Origin of the sequence: Paraplanobispora takensis, from assembly GCF_016863195.1 — a bacterium.
GTDB lineage: Bacteria > Actinomycetota > Actinomycetes > Streptosporangiales > Streptosporangiaceae > Planobispora > Planobispora takensis.
In genome coordinates, this window is the sequence record NZ_BOOK01000035.1 from 1 (window position 1) to 17,547 (window position 17,547).

At 64.3% G+C, this 17,547-nt stretch carries 11 protein-coding genes; 8 read left to right on the forward strand and 3 right to left on the reverse strand.

Going from position 1 to position 17,547, the window contains the following annotated elements; all coding sequences use genetic code 11:
- Positions 1-449 precede the first annotated feature (449 nt).
- The 6 genes from Pta02_RS23500 (at position 450) to Pta02_RS23525 (ending at position 11,614) form a co-directional block, all read left to right on the forward strand.
- Positions 450-3,011 carry a Z1 domain-containing protein gene (locus Pta02_RS23500; RefSeq protein ID WP_203877081.1) on the forward strand — a complete coding sequence of 854 codons (2,562 nt, stop codon included), beginning with the start codon at positions 450-452 and terminating at the stop codon, positions 3,009-3,011.
- On the forward strand, positions 3,008-4,024 hold the full coding sequence (locus Pta02_RS23505) for a PD-(D/E)XK motif protein (protein WP_203877082.1): 1,017 nt from the start codon (positions 3,008-3,010) through the stop codon (positions 4,022-4,024). Before Pta02_RS23500 ends, Pta02_RS23505 begins: the two co-directional genes overlap by 4 nt.
- Complete coding sequence (locus Pta02_RS23510) at positions 4,021-5,922, forward strand: hypothetical protein (protein ID WP_203877083.1); 1,902 nt, start codon at positions 4,021-4,023, stop codon at positions 5,920-5,922. Before Pta02_RS23505 ends, Pta02_RS23510 begins: the two co-directional genes overlap by 4 nt.
- Positions 5,919-6,815, forward strand: a complete 897-nt coding sequence (locus tag Pta02_RS41360) for a hypothetical protein (protein WP_239131179.1) — start codon at positions 5,919-5,921, stop codon at positions 6,813-6,815. The genes Pta02_RS23510 and Pta02_RS41360 overlap by 4 nt, the downstream gene beginning before the upstream one ends.
- Positions 6,815-8,281 carry a DUF6339 family protein gene (locus Pta02_RS23520; RefSeq protein WP_203877084.1) on the forward strand — a complete coding sequence of 489 codons (1,467 nt, stop codon included), beginning with the start codon at positions 6,815-6,817 and terminating at the stop codon, positions 8,279-8,281. Before Pta02_RS41360 ends, Pta02_RS23520 begins: the two co-directional genes overlap by 1 nt.
- 171 nt (positions 8,282-8,452) lie before the next feature.
- Positions 8,453-11,614 carry an ATP-dependent DNA helicase gene (locus Pta02_RS23525; RefSeq protein ID WP_203877085.1) on the forward strand — a complete coding sequence of 1,054 codons (3,162 nt, stop codon included), beginning with the start codon at positions 8,453-8,455 and terminating at the stop codon, positions 11,612-11,614.
- Positions 11,615-11,782: 168 nt separating this feature from the next.
- Here Pta02_RS23525 and Pta02_RS42210 read toward each other — a convergent pair whose 3' ends face one another.
- Positions 11,783-12,580 (reverse strand): very short patch repair endonuclease, encoded by a 798-nt coding sequence (locus Pta02_RS42210; RefSeq protein ID WP_307837494.1) that lies wholly within the window; start codon positions 12,578-12,580, stop codon positions 11,783-11,785.
- A 282-nt stretch (positions 12,581-12,862) separates the two neighbouring features.
- Here Pta02_RS42210 and Pta02_RS23535 point away from each other — a divergent pair, with 282 nt between their 5' ends.
- Positions 12,863-13,948, forward strand: a complete 1,086-nt coding sequence (locus tag Pta02_RS23535; RefSeq protein ID WP_239131180.1) for a DNA cytosine methyltransferase — start codon at positions 12,863-12,865, stop codon at positions 13,946-13,948.
- An 81-nt stretch (positions 13,949-14,029) separates the two neighbouring features.
- On the opposite strand, the gene Pta02_RS23540 is transcribed toward Pta02_RS23535, so the two are convergent.
- Complete coding sequence (locus Pta02_RS23540) at positions 14,030-14,746, reverse strand: hypothetical protein (RefSeq protein WP_203877088.1); 717 nt, start codon at positions 14,744-14,746, stop codon at positions 14,030-14,032.
- A 225-nt stretch (positions 14,747-14,971) separates the two neighbouring features.
- Here Pta02_RS23540 and Pta02_RS23545 point away from each other — a divergent pair, with 225 nt between their 5' ends.
- Positions 14,972-16,489, forward strand: a complete 1,518-nt coding sequence (locus Pta02_RS23545; RefSeq protein ID WP_203877089.1) for a hypothetical protein — start codon at positions 14,972-14,974, stop codon at positions 16,487-16,489.
- On the opposite strand, the gene Pta02_RS23550 is transcribed toward Pta02_RS23545, so the two are convergent.
- On the reverse strand, positions 16,422-17,345 hold the full coding sequence (locus tag Pta02_RS23550; protein WP_203877090.1) for a hypothetical protein: 924 nt from the start codon (positions 17,343-17,345) through the stop codon (positions 16,422-16,424). The genes Pta02_RS23545 and Pta02_RS23550 overlap by 68 nt on opposite strands.
- Between the last annotated feature and the right edge of the window lie 202 nt (positions 17,346-17,547).

The window sequence follows — 17,547 nt, forward strand, 5'->3', positions numbered from 1 at the left end:
GATTCGCGCGTCGTTGACACACCGGCGTCGGTTCTCGTTCCACTGACGACTTCGACCGGAACCACCGGCCTGTACCATACGTATCCGACCTCCCCAGACTCTCCACAGATGATTCCGCTCATCGATGGAGGAAAGCAGCGACGGCATAGACCGACCAGCTCGCGGGAATCACTCAGCAGTACATTGGCGAGTCGGCGAAATATCGCTGTCGATGCTCCACGGGTAGAGCTATCTACCATTGCAAGTCGAAGACTTGACCGCCCAATGCTTACCCGACGTGCCACCGGTGGGGCTGGTGGATTGTCAGTCCCTGGCCGTAGCCTCACTCTGGCCGGTCAGACGGACCCTCAACCCGAGTCCTTCCCTGGAAGGAACACCTACGCTTGGGTCAAGTTTCCATTTGACGTCCGCGTACTGATGTTCATCGAGCTGCGTTATCAGGAGATCCCATGAACAACGAATTCGAATATATATACGAAACGTTCAGGGCTCTTCTCGACGCTTTCACTCCCACGGAGGCGATCAAGAGGCTCGAACTCATGGGGGTCGACCAGGCTGTCATCCAGGAGATCAGGGATCGGCACGAGCGGCAGACCATCCGGATCAAAGAGTTTGAGGAGCCCCACTCCGTCGTCTTGGGAAACCGCGACACCTGGTACACCGGCCCGTCCCCGAAGGACAAGTGTTGGCCGGCGATAGTCCATCAGCTTGAGAAGGCCGACTGGTCCCCGTCTGCGACCGACAGCCTCGACACCGCCTCGACCCGGATCGTCTCGCTGCTGAGCCATCCCAAGGAGAAGAAGTTCTCCACCCAAGGGCTGGTCGTCGGCTACGTGCAGTCGGGCAAGACGACCAACTTCACCGCAGTCATGGCCAAGGCCGCCGACCGTGGATACAAGCTGTTCATCGTCCTGGCGGGTATCCACAACGGTCTGCGTAGGCAGACCCAGGCCCGGCTCGTCCAGCAGCTCGTCGAGCCGAACCCCACGCTCTGGCATCAGTTGACCGACCTCGATCGGGACTTCGTCCCGACCGCCAACGCCGCGTCGTTCTTCGGGAAGAGCAACAAGGCACACGTACTGTGCGTCATCAAGAAGAACTCGACGGTCCTGCGAAAGTTCAGCAAGTGGCTCGCCTCGGCGTCGGACTACCTGCAGGACTGCCCCGCGCTGATCATCGATGACGAGGCCGACCAGGCCACGGTCGCTACCAAGACGATCAACCCGAAGATTCGGGAGATCCTCGAGCGCCTGCCCAAATCCGCGTACGTGGGCTACACCGCCTCACCGTTCGCCAACCTGCTGATCGATCCCAGCGCCGGCGACCTGTACCCGAAGGACTTCATCGTTAACCTGCCCAAGCCCGAAGGACACTTCGGCACAGAGGTCCTCTTCGGTCGGTACGCCTTGGACGGGGAAGACCCGGAAGACATCGACGACGGCTACGACATGATCCGCGAGGTTCCCGACAGCGATGTGGAACTCGTGCGCCCTCTCAGGCGGGTCGACGTCGACGGATTCACGCCCGAGATCACCGCGACCCTGCGTGACGCCATCCGTTACTTCTGGATGGTCACCTCGGCCCGACGTGTACGCGGCGCAGGCAATCCGCACAGCACCATGCTCATCCACACGAGCGTCAACACAGCAGTGCACAACAGCTTCCGAGGTCCTTTGAAGAACCTCCAGGAGGAGACGAGAGCCTCCCTCGACGACTCGACCGTCCTCCAAGAACTTCGCAAGCTGTGGGACGACGAGACCGCCCGGGTCTCGGCCGAGGACTTCGGCGAAGTCAAGGTGGAGTTCGACGACCTGCTCCCCGAACTGCCCGGCGTTCTGGACGACTGCCGGATCGTCATGGACAACTCCAGCAGCGAGGACCGTCTCGACTACGAGAACGGCCCCGTGATGGCCATCGCAGTCGGCGGAAATACCCTGTCACGCGGTCTCACGCTGGAAGGCTTGTCGGTCAGCTACTTCGTACGCGCCGTGTCCGCGTACGACACCCTGTTGCAGATGGGGCGCTGGTTCGGCTACCGCAACGGCTATGCCGACCTGCCTCGGATCTGGATGACGGCCGAGCTCAACGAATGGTTCCGGCACCTGGCCACAGTCGAGACCGAGATGCGTCGGGACATCGACATCTACATGACCGAGGACCACACACCGCTGACCTTCGCGGTGCGCCTGCGCACTCACCCTGCGCTCCGGGTCACCCAGGCCGCCAAGATGAAGGATGCCGTGACGGCCGCCTCCGCCTACGGCGGTCGGCGTGTGCAGACTCGGTACTTCCACACCGACGCCGACTGGCTCCTCGACAACCAGGCCGCCGCCAAGCAACTCGTCGCGAAGGCCGTTCAGCATGCGACCCGGTGCGATGAACGTCCGGAAGACGGTCGGTTCATCTTCCGCGACGTCCCATACGATCTGGTGATCGGCTTCTTGAAGCGATACAGCTTCCACGAGAAGTCGCAGGAGTGCGACGCCGGCCTGCTCATCCGCTACATCGAGAAGCGGGTCCGCAACGCGGGATCCTTGCGACGGTGGAACGTCGCCATCGTGGGGAACCCGTTGGGGGACGCCGCCGGTGCGTTCGAGTTCGCCCCCGGGGTGGCGGTCCAGCGGATCGTCCGTGCGCGGTTGGACACCCCCGAGTCGGGCTTCGCCGACATCAAGACGTTGATGAGCCGTCGGGATGCAGCGGTCGACCTGACTGGTGAAACCGGTCAGCTCACCGAGAAGGAGATCGAAACCGAGCGGCAGAAGCAATTGCCCGACACGGGGCTGCTGGTGCTCTACCCGATCGACAAGGTCTCCACGCCCCCGCAGCGGGAGAAGCAGCGCCGCAAGCCGCTCGACGCCGATGAACACGTGATCGGTGTCGGTCTGGTCTTCCCCCGACCCGACGGCGAGGACAGCACCATCGAATGGATCTCTGCGGACCTCTCCGGCGTCGACATCGAGATCGAAGAGGTGGATCTCAGCCCGATCGACGCCGAGGAGACCGAGTGAGCGACGGCCTCCGAGACCTCATCGATCAGCACTGGAAGAAGCTGGAGTCCCAGCGAGCCTCCGGAGATCGCAAGGTGCGCGTCTCCGAGCTTCCCTTCGACATCGCCCACGGCCGTCTGGCCGTCGCCGTCGACTACGAGGGCCACCGCCATGTGCTGGTGCCGATCGGTTCCCATCAGGGTGTACGACGCGGTCCCGACGGACCGGTCCTCGTACTGCGGAAACGCCCTCTCGAAGGGGAGGACAGCTACCAGACGTATGCGGATCTCGGTTGCCTGCGTCCCGATCTGAACGACCTCTTCACCCTGTTGTGTGCGGACGTGATGAAGACGACCGAAACCATGCCGAGCACCCCCCTCAAAGCCCTCTACCGCGTGCTGGACCGATGGAAGGCGTTGTTCCAGACCAAGGGGGCTCCCCTCGGCGTCGAACAACTCGCCGGGCTGTTCGGTGAACTGACGGTACTCGTACGGCTGCTGGAGGAAGACGGCAGCGCCCACCGGCTGTGGCGGGGCCCAGGCGGTCATCATCACGATTTCTCCGCCGACCGCACCGCTGTCGAGGTGAAGGCATCGGTCGGCGGTGACCGCCGTCGCGTACGCATCCATGGTTTGGGGCAGTTGGAGGCGCCGCACAGCGGGTCTCTGCAGCTGGCCTGGTATCGCCTGGAGCGGCCCTCCAACCGAGGAGAATCTCTCCCCGAGCTGATCGAGCGGGCACTCGGACTCGTGGACGACGAGAGCGCCCTACTCAGCCTGCTCGCCGCCGTCGGTTACCACTCATCCGACGTCGATCTCTACCGCGATATCCGCTTCTCAGCTGTCGAGGAACGCTGGTACGAGGTGGACGCCCTGTTCCCCAAACTGACAGGTAAAGATCTTGCAACGGCAGGCATCCCGATCACTGTGGCGGACGTCGCCTACACGATCGACTTGTCCCACGAGCCGCCGACCCCTTTGGAACCGGACCGAGTGAACGAACATCTGACCAGCATGCTCCGGGAGCCCTCATGATGAAAGCGTCCTGGTTCTCCCAGCCTTTCCCGCCCGAGGGGGCGAGCGCGGCCGAGGGGATCCGCAAGCAACTCGGCCGTCCCGAGTTGGATCTGCTGACGATTCTCGTAAGGGAGTCGGCCCAGAACAGCTGGGACGCCCGCCTGCCCGACCGCACCGAGCCGGTCGACTACGCCATCGACGTGTGGACTGTGAGTCCCGCGCGTGCGGCGGCTTGGCGCGACCTGTTGTCGCAGGATGCGCCCCTCAATGACCATCTGCCGCTCCGGCAATCGTTGAGCCGGCCGACGATCCGGGTGATGGCGGTCTCCGATCGCGGTACCAGCGGGCTCGGCGGCCCGACTCGGGCGGATGAGGCCGTGGCCAAGGGCCACGATTTCGTGTCTTTCGTACGCAATGTCGGAGAGCCCCGGGACACGGAGCTCGGCGGCGGCACATACGGGTTCGGCAAGGGCATCTTCTATCTGATCTCTGAAGTTGGAACGATCCTGATCCACACGCGGTGCAGGGTCGACGGCGGATACGAGACCCGTCTGATGGGCTGTGCCCTCTGGAAGAGCTACGTGGCCAACGGATCAGGCGGAGAACGGCGGTACACCGGCCGGCACTGGTGGGGCGACACCACCGGAGAGGTCGTCGAACCGCTGGTCGGCACCGAAGCGGACGCCGTGGCGCATCGTCTCGGATTACGCCCCTTCGGTGCCGATGAGACGGGCACCACGATCGTCATCATCGATCCGCTCCTGGAGGGCCGGGACTCCCCCGCCGAGGCAGCCGGTTACCTGGCGGACACGATCGCATGGCACCTGTGGCCGAAGATGCTCGACTCCTCCGACGGACAGCCTGCGATGCGTTTCTCGGTGACCTGCGACGGCGTCGCCTACCCGGTCCCCGATCCTCGGGAAACCCGACCGCTCAACCTGTTCGTCGCGGCATATGAGGTCATGGAGGGCCCCGAGGGCAAGGACCTGCACTGCCTGAGTCCCAAGAAGTTCCTCGGCAGACTCGGATTGGTCAAACGCACCGCGCCGGCTCTGGAGGCCACCACCGCATCGCGGATGGTGGACATCGAGAGCGCGGTTCACCATGTATGCCTCATGCGTCCGGCGGAGCTCGTGGTCACGTATCGCCCGGGACCGAAGTCCCCGAGTGAGTATCAGCACTACGCCGGGGTGTTCCGGGCCGATCCAGCGCTGGATGAGACCTACGCCAAAGCGGAGCCCCCGACGCACGACGCATGGCATCCGCAGTCTCTCGAGTCTCCGGAGAGGACCTACGTCAACACCACGTTCCGACGCATCGACGAGGCGTTGAACGCGCTGTTCGACCTCGGCGGCGTGACAAGGGGCGACTCCGCCAGGGTCGCGCTGGGCGCGGCCAGCACGAAGTTCGCTTCCCTCGTCGGCGGCGTGTGGGGGACGGGTGGCGCCACTGACTACAGCAGGCCCGACGATGCCGACCACGGCAAGCCCGACGGCGTCGAGACGGCATCCCGCGGTCCCGCATCAACACCATCCGGATCGGCTGAGGGGGTGCCCCCGGGCAGGACGGCTCGACGCCGCCCTCGCGTGGAATACGCCGGTGACCCCTATTACGGAGAGCTCTCGGGCGCCCCGGTGTTGATCCAGGAGTTCCGCTTGCCCGTGCCCGGCCCTCAGCAGGTACGCGTCGGCCTTGCCGTGGCGGTGGCGGGTCCCGGCGGGCGTGAGACCGATCCGCCGTTGGGAGCCGCCATGCCCGAGTTGATCGGTTGGGAGGATCCGGACGGGTCACTGCATGAGACTCCGTCCCATGTCATCGAGGGCGGTGACGGTTCGACCTGGCGTGCGATCATCCGTCCCGCGCCCGACACGATGACTGAGGTCGACATCTTCACGGAAGCGGTGCAGACGCCATGACCCGTCGCGTGCTGCCGTACCGGCGTCCGTCCGAGGACATCGTGCAGGCCGACTCATGGTTCCTGGTGACCGAGGACGGCGATCTGGCGCTGCCCGAGTCGCTGTCAGACTGGGACTACCAGATGGATCTGGAACTCCGTCGCAGGGTGCGCGTCGATCTGGACCGCGCCAGATCCGAGACCGGACTCTCACCGGAGACCGCCCTGACCTTGGCTGCAGTCTGGACCGCCACCGGGTCGAACCTACGTGGCCTCGCGGATCGCATCCGGATGGAGGAGACCGGTCCCGCCGAGGTCGAGATCAGGGCTCAGCTCCGCGGGTCCGACCTGGGCGGTGTACTCGTCCTGGACACCGCGCTGGTGCTATCGGATGCCCTCCCGAACGGCAAGCCGTCGGCACCACGCCGCGCCGGATCGGTGCTCTGGAGCGACCACCGATCCCTGAGGCTTCAGGGCGACGCTCCGCAGTTCCCGATGGCAGTGATCGACTTCGCCAAGACCTCGTTCCCCGAGAACGCGGCCTGGCACCTCCAGATCGGCAGCAACCTGCACGGAGCCACCATGGGTTCGTTGCTCCTACTGGTCAATGAGCAGAACACCGTCACGGCGACCGCGTTCCAGAACGCGGCGAAACCTCGTCCAGTCGACAGAGTCGTCCTGTCGGCCGTCTACGCCGACGCCGCACGCGTCATGATCGAACACGCGCTGCGCCATGACGACTTCGGAGACGGAGCGACTTTCCCCGACGACACCTTAGGTTCCACGTTGCTGTCACTGTTCCATCAGATGTTCCCGGGCTCATCGATCAATGACGTCCAGCTCAGGTTCAACCACTCGCCCAGCCTCTTCGCTTCAGAACTCCAGGCGGCAGTCAAGATTTTCGGGGAGGTGTGATGGGGTTCCTCTATCCCCGCCTCCTGGCCGGCCAGGCCAGGCCGCTTCACGAGGAATACCGGCACCTACCGATCACCGACCTGATGGGACGCGCTACCACCGCCCACGACTCAGCCGTGTACATCGCGACGGGAGGCGATCGGGTCTCTGAAACCAGGCTCCGCGAGCTGCGTGATCTGGTGGTGGACCTCGCCAAGGAGTCCGGCTTCCCCAACGAGTCCAACCGTGAGCTCCGTGCGGCGTTCGATCTGCGTCTCGCCGCCGCTCTGCACTCCGAGATGAGACTCGTACCCGCAGAAGCCGCATCCGGAGACGTGTGGGCGTTCCTCGCCCTGGTTCTGCTCCCCGACGTCGCCTATTGGCGGTATCCGGTCCCTCCGGGTGACCGTGTTCTGGCCACCGACCTCACACGACACGTCTTCGGACGCATGTGGTGGCGCGCCCAGCTCGTGCATTCCCCCGGCGACTCCGATCCCTACGCGGCTTTGAACATCCTCGGAGAGGCCGCTTTCGATCAGATCTACGCGCGCCGCAAAGCGCTCGGCAACAGCCCTCATCTGGTCAAAGCCATCCTGCGGGTCTGGAACGAACTCGATCTCCGGGGGCTCGGCGAACGCGATGCCCTACAAGATTTCCTCAAGCGACTGCTCCGGTTGACCCCCTTCGTGCTCTTCGAGGCTCTCAGCGACCAGTCACTCGACGGCGAACTCCGCAGGGCCACCAGGGAGACCGTCAGCGCGTTGCTCAGCACGACATCGCTGACCGCCGACGAGCGACAGATCAGGATCGACGCCGTCTTCGGCGGTTCTGCGGAGGGGGACGCGCGCGTCGGATGGACAGGGACGACACCAGCCCCTCATGGCGAGGTCTCTCCCGTACAACCCCCGTCCGCTCAAACCGATCGCTTTTCTCTGGACGAGCCGGCACCAGGAGGAACGGAGGGCATCGATCAGTCCGCCGGCGGTACGACGCCCTACAACGCGTACCGAGGTCAGGGCTTCGGCGACCCCTTCGAACTCGGCCTTCGAGAGCGCGCCGAAGCCATCGCGGCCGTCGTGGCGGCGGAGGGCCCGGTCCAGGCCGTGCGTGTCTACCGCATCATCAGCCGACTGGCCGGGATGCCTCTGGACGATGTGACGGTCGGCATCCTGGTGAGTGCGACGAAGTACGCCGTCCGTACCAGGCTGATCGAAGCGGAAAGCGAGATCGGTCAAGCCGACTATCTGAGGGCGACGCTTCGACTGCCCGGCCAGCCGACATGCGCTCTCCGGACTCGCGGTCCACGCGATCTCGATGAGATACCCGGCCGGGAACTGGTGACGGCCGTGCAGTCGGTGCAGGCCGAGGGCCCGACACAGGACCATGACGTGCTCGCAGAACGCGTCTCCCTGCTCCTCGGAGAGGAGAAACCGACGGAGCGCTTCAAAGAGATCCTGCTCGAAGCCCTGCAGAGATACGGCTTGTAGCATGGGATATCACCTGACCAGCACGCTCTGCTCCACCGACGGATGCGTCGCTCCGTCCGGCTCGATCGGTGATGTCCCGCCAAGTTCCATCCGGAAGTGTCGGTCCGAGTGGCTACGCTGGCGCCCTCCGGATCCAGTGATCTCAATCATGCGCAAGAGAGCTGATCGATCATGACCTTTTCCGCCACTGTCCGGGCCGAACTCCTGAAGGCTCTGAGCCCCGAAGCGCAAGCCATCGTGACGTCCGATGCCCGGCGTCTGCTGGTGATCGCCGGCGCGGGTGCGGGCAAGACCGAGGCGATGGCTCGGCGGATCGCTTGGTGGCATGCGCGCGACGGGATCCCGAAGGACCAGATCGTGGCCTTCACCTTCACCGAGCAGGCCGCCGAGGAGATGAAGTTCCGGATCCGGAAGTACATCCAGGTCGTCGAAGCGCCCGGCACCGACCCGAGCCTGGGAGGCATGTACGTCGGAACGATCCACGGCTTCTGCCTGGAGACCCTGCGCAAGCTGTGGCCGGACGAGTACCACAACGACGACGTGGTCGACGACGTCGCCCGATACTCCCTCATCCAGGAGGGTTATACCTACCTTCTCGGGCTCGAGGCGCTCGAGAAGGCCCTCCAGGCCGAGTCGGGGAAGCCGTACTCTTCCCGCGGCCGAACGATCGAGTACTTCCTCCAGGCTTACGACCTCCTGAACGAGTACGACCGGCTCGACGTCGAGTTCCCCTCTGAACCCCGCCCCGACATCGGTGCGGAACAAGAATGGTGCAAGCAGGCTCGACTCCTGACGGAGATCGGCGAGGGCCCCGTCGCCGAAGCCTTCGCCCGGTCAGCCGCCCGCTACTACGCCTATCTGCGATGCAGGCACTTCTTGGACTTCAGCACGGCCCAGTCCGAGCTGACCCGTCGGCTCCGTACCGATGATGCGGCTCTGGCACGACTGCGTACATCGATCACCCATCTCGTCGTCGACGAGGTCCAGGACATCAACCCCGTCCAGGACGGGATCCGGCGCATGCTCGTCGACGACCAGGACGGCTGGCTGACCGCCGTCGGCGACCACCGTCAGGCCATCTACGGCTGGCGCGGCGGCCGCATCGACATCATGGCCGACCTCGCAGCCGAGCTCACGGCCGACGAGGACGGCGACGTCCTCGACCTGACCAGGAACTACCGCTCGACACCGCGGATCATCGACATCTCCAACCGCTGGAACGCCACGATCAACGTGCCGGGAACGATGTCCAGTCCGGACATGTCCCACGGTCGCGTCGGTCGTGTGGACGCCGAAACCCAGCACATCGGGATCGTCGACTTCAACGGAGACCGCGCGGACGAGGCCGAATGGATCGCCGCGACCGTCAAGGAACTGGTCCCCTCCCACACTCTCGGCGCCGCCCACGACACACCCGACGGTGAACGCGGCATCACCTACTCCGACGTCGCCGTACTCGTCCGCAGCAGCACCGACGCCCGAACCTACCTGCAGGCTCTCCGCGACGCCGGAATCCCGGCGGTCGTGAAAGCCGGACCGGACCTATTCGCCCAGCCCGAAATACTCTTGTTCGCGGCGGCGCTGTCACTCTCCGGCGGACGCGACACCTTCATGGGCGCCGACTGGAACAAGCGATCACTGCCCAGCCGGCTCAGGGATGTCCTGGGCATCACGGACGCGGATCTCCCGGGCGCAGCCGAGCGGGCCATCCGTGCGGCCTTCAACACCCTCGCCGGCGAAGGGTTGACCATCGCCCCCGGTTCAGCCAACAGGGTCATCCGCGCCGCCAGAGGCATGGAGGCTCGGCTTGCCGGAATCCCCGCCAACCGAGCAGATATCGCCGTCCTCAGCACCCCGGAACTGCGGAAGTGGCTGTCCGGTCGTGATCCCGTCCGAAGAGTCTTCCCGCAGACGATGCTTCAGTGGCTGATGTCGGAAGCGGGCGTCTCCGCGTGGGACACGCAACACGACCGCGCCGTCGCCGCGATGTACCACCTCGGACAACTCAGCTCCCTCGTCACAGGGATCGAGACCCCCGGGTGGACGCGGGCCAAGTCCTACAGGCACCAGATCACCAGTCTGCTGCTGTGGGGAACCGAATCAGCCCGCCCGCAGGAGGCGCCGCTCCTCGCCACCCCCGACGCGGTCACCGTCACCACCATCCACAGCGTCAAGGGCCTGCAGTACGCCGCCGTATTCGTAGCCGACGTGTGCTCATCCCGTTTCCCGAGCAAGAATGCCAAGCAGGCACCGAAGCTTCCCTTCCGAGGTCCGCTGGCCCAGATCATCGACCCTGCCACCCTCGCGGACAACGCGAACAACGACGACGAACGACGGCTGATGTACGTCGCGATCACCAGAGCCGAGCGGTTCCTCTACATCTCCGCGTCCAAGCCCTCGAAGTTCTTCAAGGAGCTCAAGGGGATCGTCAAGGATGCCGGTTCCCATGTCTGGGACTCCACGGACAGCGTCCCGCAAGCCATCCCCAGCCTCCGTCCGATCGTCAGCGAGCGCAGCCGCGAAGACCGCTTGATCACCTCGTTCTCCGATCTCCGCTACTACCTGGAGTGCCCGCACGACTTCTACCTGCGCAAAGTCCTCGGTTTCACCCCCACCATCGACCAGGCTTTCGGCTACGGCCGCGGCGTCCACAACCTCATGCGCGCCGTCCACACCGACCCTGCGCGTTGGGCCGGACTCGCCGCCGACCCTGTCGCCCTCCGACAGGCCGTCCAAGAGCTCATCGACCGCGGCCTTTTCTACCTGCGGCACACCACGGGCGAACCGGCCGAGAACATGCGCCGTCGCGGTGCCGAGATCGTCACCGACTACGTCCAGACCTATGCGGACGAACTCCGCCATCTCGCCTTCGAGCCCGAGCGGGAATTCGAGGTGCTCGTTCCCGGTGAGGACGTGCTCGTCTCCGGCGCCATCGACGTCGTACGCCTCGACTCTCCGCCCCAAGTCACGATCATCGACTTCAAGTCGGGAGAACGGGAGACCGACAAGCACGACGCCCTCGACGAAGACGAGATGAAGCTCCAGGTCTCCCTGTACGCCGTGGCGGCCCGCCAGGAACTGGAGTACGAGCCCGAGCGAGGCCTGGTCCGCTACCTGGGTGAGAAGGACCCCTCACGCAAGGAACTGGACGTCCCGCTCGACCAGCAGACCATCGACGACAGCCTGGCGACGGTGAGGACCCTCGCAGGCGGCATCCAACGTCGTCAGTTCCGCTCGGGTCCCCACAAGCCGGATAAGAACGGTGGTCCCCGCTGCATCACCTGCGACTGGTCCCGCATCTGCGGCTTGAGCAGGAACCCGTCGACCGCGTAGTAGGGATGCCTTCACCGATCCGTCTCGAACCGGGCCGCTGAAGCATGACAGCAACCGTGCCGGACCCGCTCGCCTCCGTCATAGCCAGTCGTCCGGTGGTGGAGGACAGGTCACCGGCACCGACGTCCTGGAGCCCGTCCGAACACGGGGAACTGCAGCGAGGCGGCGTCATCGACTCCGCCCCGCCACTTGTGAGGCTCGGGCGGTACGGACCGCTGTCGCGACGCGTTGTGCCGCTTCCACGGGGTCCTCATGCTCCCAGACCCTGATGACCGACCAGCCCGCCTCCTTGAGCCTGCGATCGGTGTCTGCATCCCGCTCCCTATTGGCGCGGAGCTTCTCCGACCAGTAAGCGGAATTGGTTTTGGCCACGCTGTGATGTTCGGGGCATCCGTGCCAGAAACAGCCGTCGAGGAAAACTGCGATGCGGAGACGGGGGAAGGCCAGATCAGCCGTTCGGCGGCGGCCCGGAAGAGGGAGACGGACAGCGACCCGGTAACGCAGGCCGAGAGCGTGCACCGCTTTCCGCAGGGCGAGCTCGGGCTTGGTATCGCGACTCTTGTTGGATCGCATGCTCGCCCGGACAGCGTCGCTGGAAGCCCACGACTCTGCTCTCGCACCCATGGGGTCAAAGATATGGCGGTCGTCGCCGAGTCGGCTCACATGTCGGGTCTCACTTGATGCAAAAGGCAAGGGTCCCCACAAGCCTGGAGCTCGTCGGCAAGAAGACAGCCAGACACCGGCAGGTGGGAAACGCGTTCCCGCCGCCCGTCGCCGCAGCGGTGGGCGCAGAGGCCGCAGCTGTACTCCTCGTAGTCCCGTGATCCGGGCTCGTCTCCTGACGGATGCCCTCGCCCGGATCGGCGCCCGCCCGGGACGGTGGAAGCGCTCAAGCTCCGATTGAACTCGCCTCGTCAGTGAGCGGAGACTCCGAGCGCATCGGAGCCGGACGGGGAGGGATCTCATCGGTATCCCCGACGAGCCAGTGAAGGAAGCCGATGATGTGTGCGTTCATGTTGGAACCCACCACGGCGGCAGCCTCCTTGGCCCGCCTATGGAGTTCCGGGTCCGGGCGGTACACCGCGGCAGCGTACCTGTGCTTATTGGGCATGGTTTCACCATGTCATGGTGGCCGGCCACCGCGAAGAGAGAGTATGCTTGCCCGGTCGTGGGTAGATCCAGAGGCGTATCGGCGATCAACGCATGCGAGTCCTGCAGCCTCTGACCCCCTCGAGGCCAGGAGAGTACGTGCACGCCCGCGGAATTGTGGATCTGTTCGCTGGACCCGGCGGGCTGGATGTGGCGGCGACCTGGCTGAAGATCCCCGTGATCGGCATCGAACTCGACGGCAACGCGTGCGCCACTCGGGAAGCAGCCGGGTTGGGCACCGAGCGAGGAGACGTGCGCGCCTGGGGGCCCGGGGATTTCCCGGACGCCAACGTCCTGGCGGCCGGGCCCCCTTGCCAGACGTATACCGTGGCGGGATCCGGTACCGGCCGCCAGGACCTCAACAATGTGCTTAACTCCGCCAAGCGCATGGCCAACGGCGAGGACGTCAGCGCAGACCTCGAGAAGCTGTCCGACCCGCGAACGGCTCTGGTGCTGGAACCCCTCCGATGGGTGCTCAAGGCCAGAGACGCCGGACGCCCTTACGACGCGATCATCTTGGAGCAGGTGCCATCCGTCCGACCGGTCTGGGCGGTGATGGACGAAATTCTCACGGGCTTGGGCTATTCGGTGGCTCACAACGTGCTGCGCACGGAGCAATACGGTGTGCCGCAGACTCGCCGTCGCGCGGTTCTGATCGCCCGTCGTATAGACGGTGGTGCGGATAAGGTGACGCTGCCTAAGCCGACTCATCATCCGTACCGCAAGGGAGTTCCCCGCCCCGAGGAATCCGAGGGTATCAAGTCTTGGGTGGCGATGGGTGAGGTACTAAAGCGGCCGAGGCCTTTCGTCGTCATCTCCAACTACGGTACCGGTGGAGACCCTAAAGCCCGCGGAGAGCGCAAATCCACCGAACCGTCTGCTACCGTCACCGGAAAGATTTCTCGCAACCGGGTATTAGAAGCCGACGGCACCGTCTCCCGTTTCGATAGTGCCGAGTCGGGGTTGCTCCAGACCTTCCCTCGGGATTACCCATGGGAGGGCAGTGATATTCCTCAGCAGATAGGCAACGCAATCCCACCACTCCTCGCTGCCCACGTCATCGTCGCAGCAGTCGGCGAGGGGGCTGACATCCTCGAAAATCTAAAAGCCGAGAAGCTGCCGCTGTGGTCGGAAACCACAGCCATCAAAATCCAACATTCAGGCCGAGGTCGCGACACCGCATAACCTGCCGCATCCCGTCCAACCCTCGATGGAGCAATCAGAACGAGTCGCACGGCGAATTGAACGAACCCGCAGCTCGTACTGCTACCACAGAGCGAGTTGATCAGGGTCTCGCGGCCCGTTCCTGGAATCTGACAGTTGGAGGCGTTGGTCCGCAGAGAGCCCCGACGGAGTGGCGATCAGAATCTTTTCTGCAAGCCGCATCATTTCAGTGATCGATGGCGCTTCGATCAATATCAACCTAGGCCGATCCGGATCGAAATTAAATCCACACCCCGATACGCGAACCAGCGGGACGAGACGCTCCGCGCCCTCCCTCTCGGAGGCGAAGTACACCACCGGCCTATCGGACCAAGGCCGCCTCGGCAGGTCGTACACGTGGCCTCTACAACTGGCCGCTGGCACGCACCCATAGGCGGTGAGCGCGTGAACAAGTCCAGCGACTCCAAGCTCCAGCCCTCCCAGGCCGGGAGGCACATCACTGGTGATCTCGTCCATGAGCTCTTCACAGAGGTGGCCGAACTCGATGCGATCTACGTTCTCTGCGTCAGGGCACTCGACGGCCGAAGCCAGCATTTCGAACTCACGCCGGTCCCGAGCAGCCTCGTCCACAAGGCGTGCGAGACCGAGCTCTGTCCTGAGGACATCGAAGGCCCACCCTGTTGCGATATCACGAATTGACCAAGTGCTATCGAAGTAGCCAAGCCCATCCCCTTCATCCTTCGGGTCGGCACTCGGCAACCAGAAGGCCGCTTCCTCGGGAAGCTCAAGCTCAAGGTCGAAGAGCGATTCCGGGATCATCTGAAATAGAGTCGCACGACGCCTGATTCTCCACAACTCGTTGAGATTGTTCTGCCTCCCCAGAACTGGAGGCGTCCTGGTTCGACGGGTAGCCGATCACTGGAGCCCCTCAGTCCCGGAAGACCCACGCTCCGAGGACACGACCGGGCAGACCTTCGGGGCAAGCTTTTTGCGGCACTAATGAAACCGCTTGTCTACGGCGACGTTGAGGTGTGATGTGGTTACGTGCAGCGTTGGGAGAAGTTGAACGATCGCCAGTTGACGGTGCTGCGACGCATCGGAGAGGGCGAGGAACCGGTAAGCGCCAAGACACCCGAGCTGGCGAATACGGTGTACGCGCTCCGCGGTCGCGGTCTGATCACCACACCGCGCAAGAACGGGATATGGCACGCCGAGATCACCGACGCCGGCCGCTTCTACCTACAGCATGGCCACCACCCGGACCTGCCCGTCCCGGGCAGGTCCAACGACGCCGCCGTCACTCGCCCACCGGCCCTCTCCGGGCGGCACGATGCCCACCAAGGGGCTCTCCGCCTTGCGAAGGATTTGATCGAACGCCTTCAGCTCAACGGGGGGACCGTCGAGATCGAAAATCCCGACGAGGGAACCCGCGCCGCCTACCGGCGAGCGATTCACGCGGCCAAACAACACGGCCTTGTACCGGCAGGTTTCCACCTGCTGCATACCGGCCGCAACGGAGGAGATCTGATCATCAGGCTCTCCGATGACGCACACTCGGACGAGACCGACTGGAACCGGATCCGCCTCGGCGTACGCGACAAGGTCACCGACATCAACTCGCTGGTCGAAATGCTTCGCACCCATCCAGAGATCCTGGTGGTCTCCGACACCCTGCGATCGCGCGCGCTGGACCTTGTAAGGTCCCTTGCCCAGGAGGCTGGCCGTCGTGGCCATAAGCTCGCGATATCTAAGAAACGCAAAGCTCGTGGGCTGTACGTGCAGGTCGGAACACGGCAGTACCCCATTGCCGTCAAGGAGGAACACGACCGGGTGCCTCGCGCGCCGCAACAAGACGCACGACGCCGAAGGCGCTACGACTGGGAACGTGTTCCTGTGGAATACGAACTCGTACCCGCAGGACGCCTGCGCCTGGAGTTGCCTCATTCAGAACACGGCCAACAAGATCATTGGTCGGATACTCCACGCTCGCAGGTGGAGAGCAAGGTACGGGAGATCCTCAAGGAGGTCGAGAGCCGCGCCAAGGCGGACGAGCAGGCGGCCCTCACCCAAAGACGGCAACACGAGGAGTGGCTCGCCGAGCAAGAACGCAAGGAGGCCGCCGAACGGGCCCGCTGGGAGGAGGCGATGGTGCGGGCACATGCTTGTGCCCTCGATGACTACCACCACAAGACGTTCGCCAAAGCCCTGGACGCATGGATCACGACCACCGAAATCCGCGAGTTCTGCGCCGCACTTGAACATGCCGCGGTCGACTCCCCGGAGACCGAGGAGGCCGAATCCGCACGATCGTGGATCGAATGGGGACGGGCGCTGGCCGACCGCCTGGATCCCGTCCGCGGCCCCTCACGCCTCACCCGGGCAGCCTTCGACCAAGACCCGGCTCCCGATGACCTCCGGCCTCATCTCGGAGACTGGAGTCCGCACGGCCCGCATAAGGAGTACTACCGGCCCCAGTCCCAGCAGCACACACAGGTCAGCGAGGTCTACGGCGAAGGCTGGTGGCGTGGACGCCAAGGTCGTTCTCAATGGTGGCGGCGATAGCGTGACATTTACGGTGTCGTAGCTCCGTCACCGCACGCTGAACGAGGTCACCCAGGCGCTCGACTTCGGCGCGCAGGGCTCTCAGCTCGTCATAGCGGTCGACGTGTTCGGTGCCGCACCACTCATACAACACCTCGATGATGGATTCCAGCCGCTCCAGCTCGCGATCGGTCTTCTTGTTGTCGTACCAGGGTTCACTCTGGCGCTGCGTCTTCAGTGCTTCTTCCTGCCGCGCCAGCTTCTTGAGGACGCCTCCGCCTAGAATCTCGGCCACTCGCCTGGCCACTCGGCGGGTCGTCGGCCACGCCGCAACGTAGGTCCCGAACCTGTCCTCGAAGGCGAGGGGCTGCTGACGCAGCTCCTGGGGATCGAAGCCGAGCCATGTGGCTACCTCACCAAGATCAGCGATCTCCATCACACCGGCATCGGCGACAGCATGCCTCAGCCGGATCCTGTTCTTCGGTCGGACACAATCAAAAATCATCTTGGCGGCCTCGAACTCCACGCTGCCGCGTACCTCACGCGAGCGCTCGAATGCCGCCGCCCATCGGCGATCGTCATCGAGAAACGTCTCGACTCCAGTCCACGGAGTGACCAACTGGCCACGCGCCACCCACTCCTGGAGTCCGGCCTCCTCGCCGTCAAGGAAGCGCACATGCAAATCGCCTTGTTTCCGCGGCCCGTCGATCCGGACCACCTTCACCTGGTGCACCTGCGTGCCGACAGCCTTCGGCTGATCCCTGAACGCCCACACCTCACCAACTTCCATTGCTCCAATGAAGCACCCCACCACATGCTGTGTCCCTAAATCTCCGAACGGCGCGCGCTCGGCGCACTTTTCCGCCAGCGTGTACAAGCTCGCTTCTGAAAGAAGGTTGGGTCACGACGGCCAAAGGAGCCAGTTTGATCCGGAGTATCGGACGGGTGCGATGCACATCGTCAAGGAGACCGGCAAGCTCGTCGCGCAGGTCATGCAGAGGCTAGGAATCAGCCTCTACACGCTGCACACATAGATGTATATAGATCAGTTTGCCACCAAGCGCAGCAACGGTGATGGG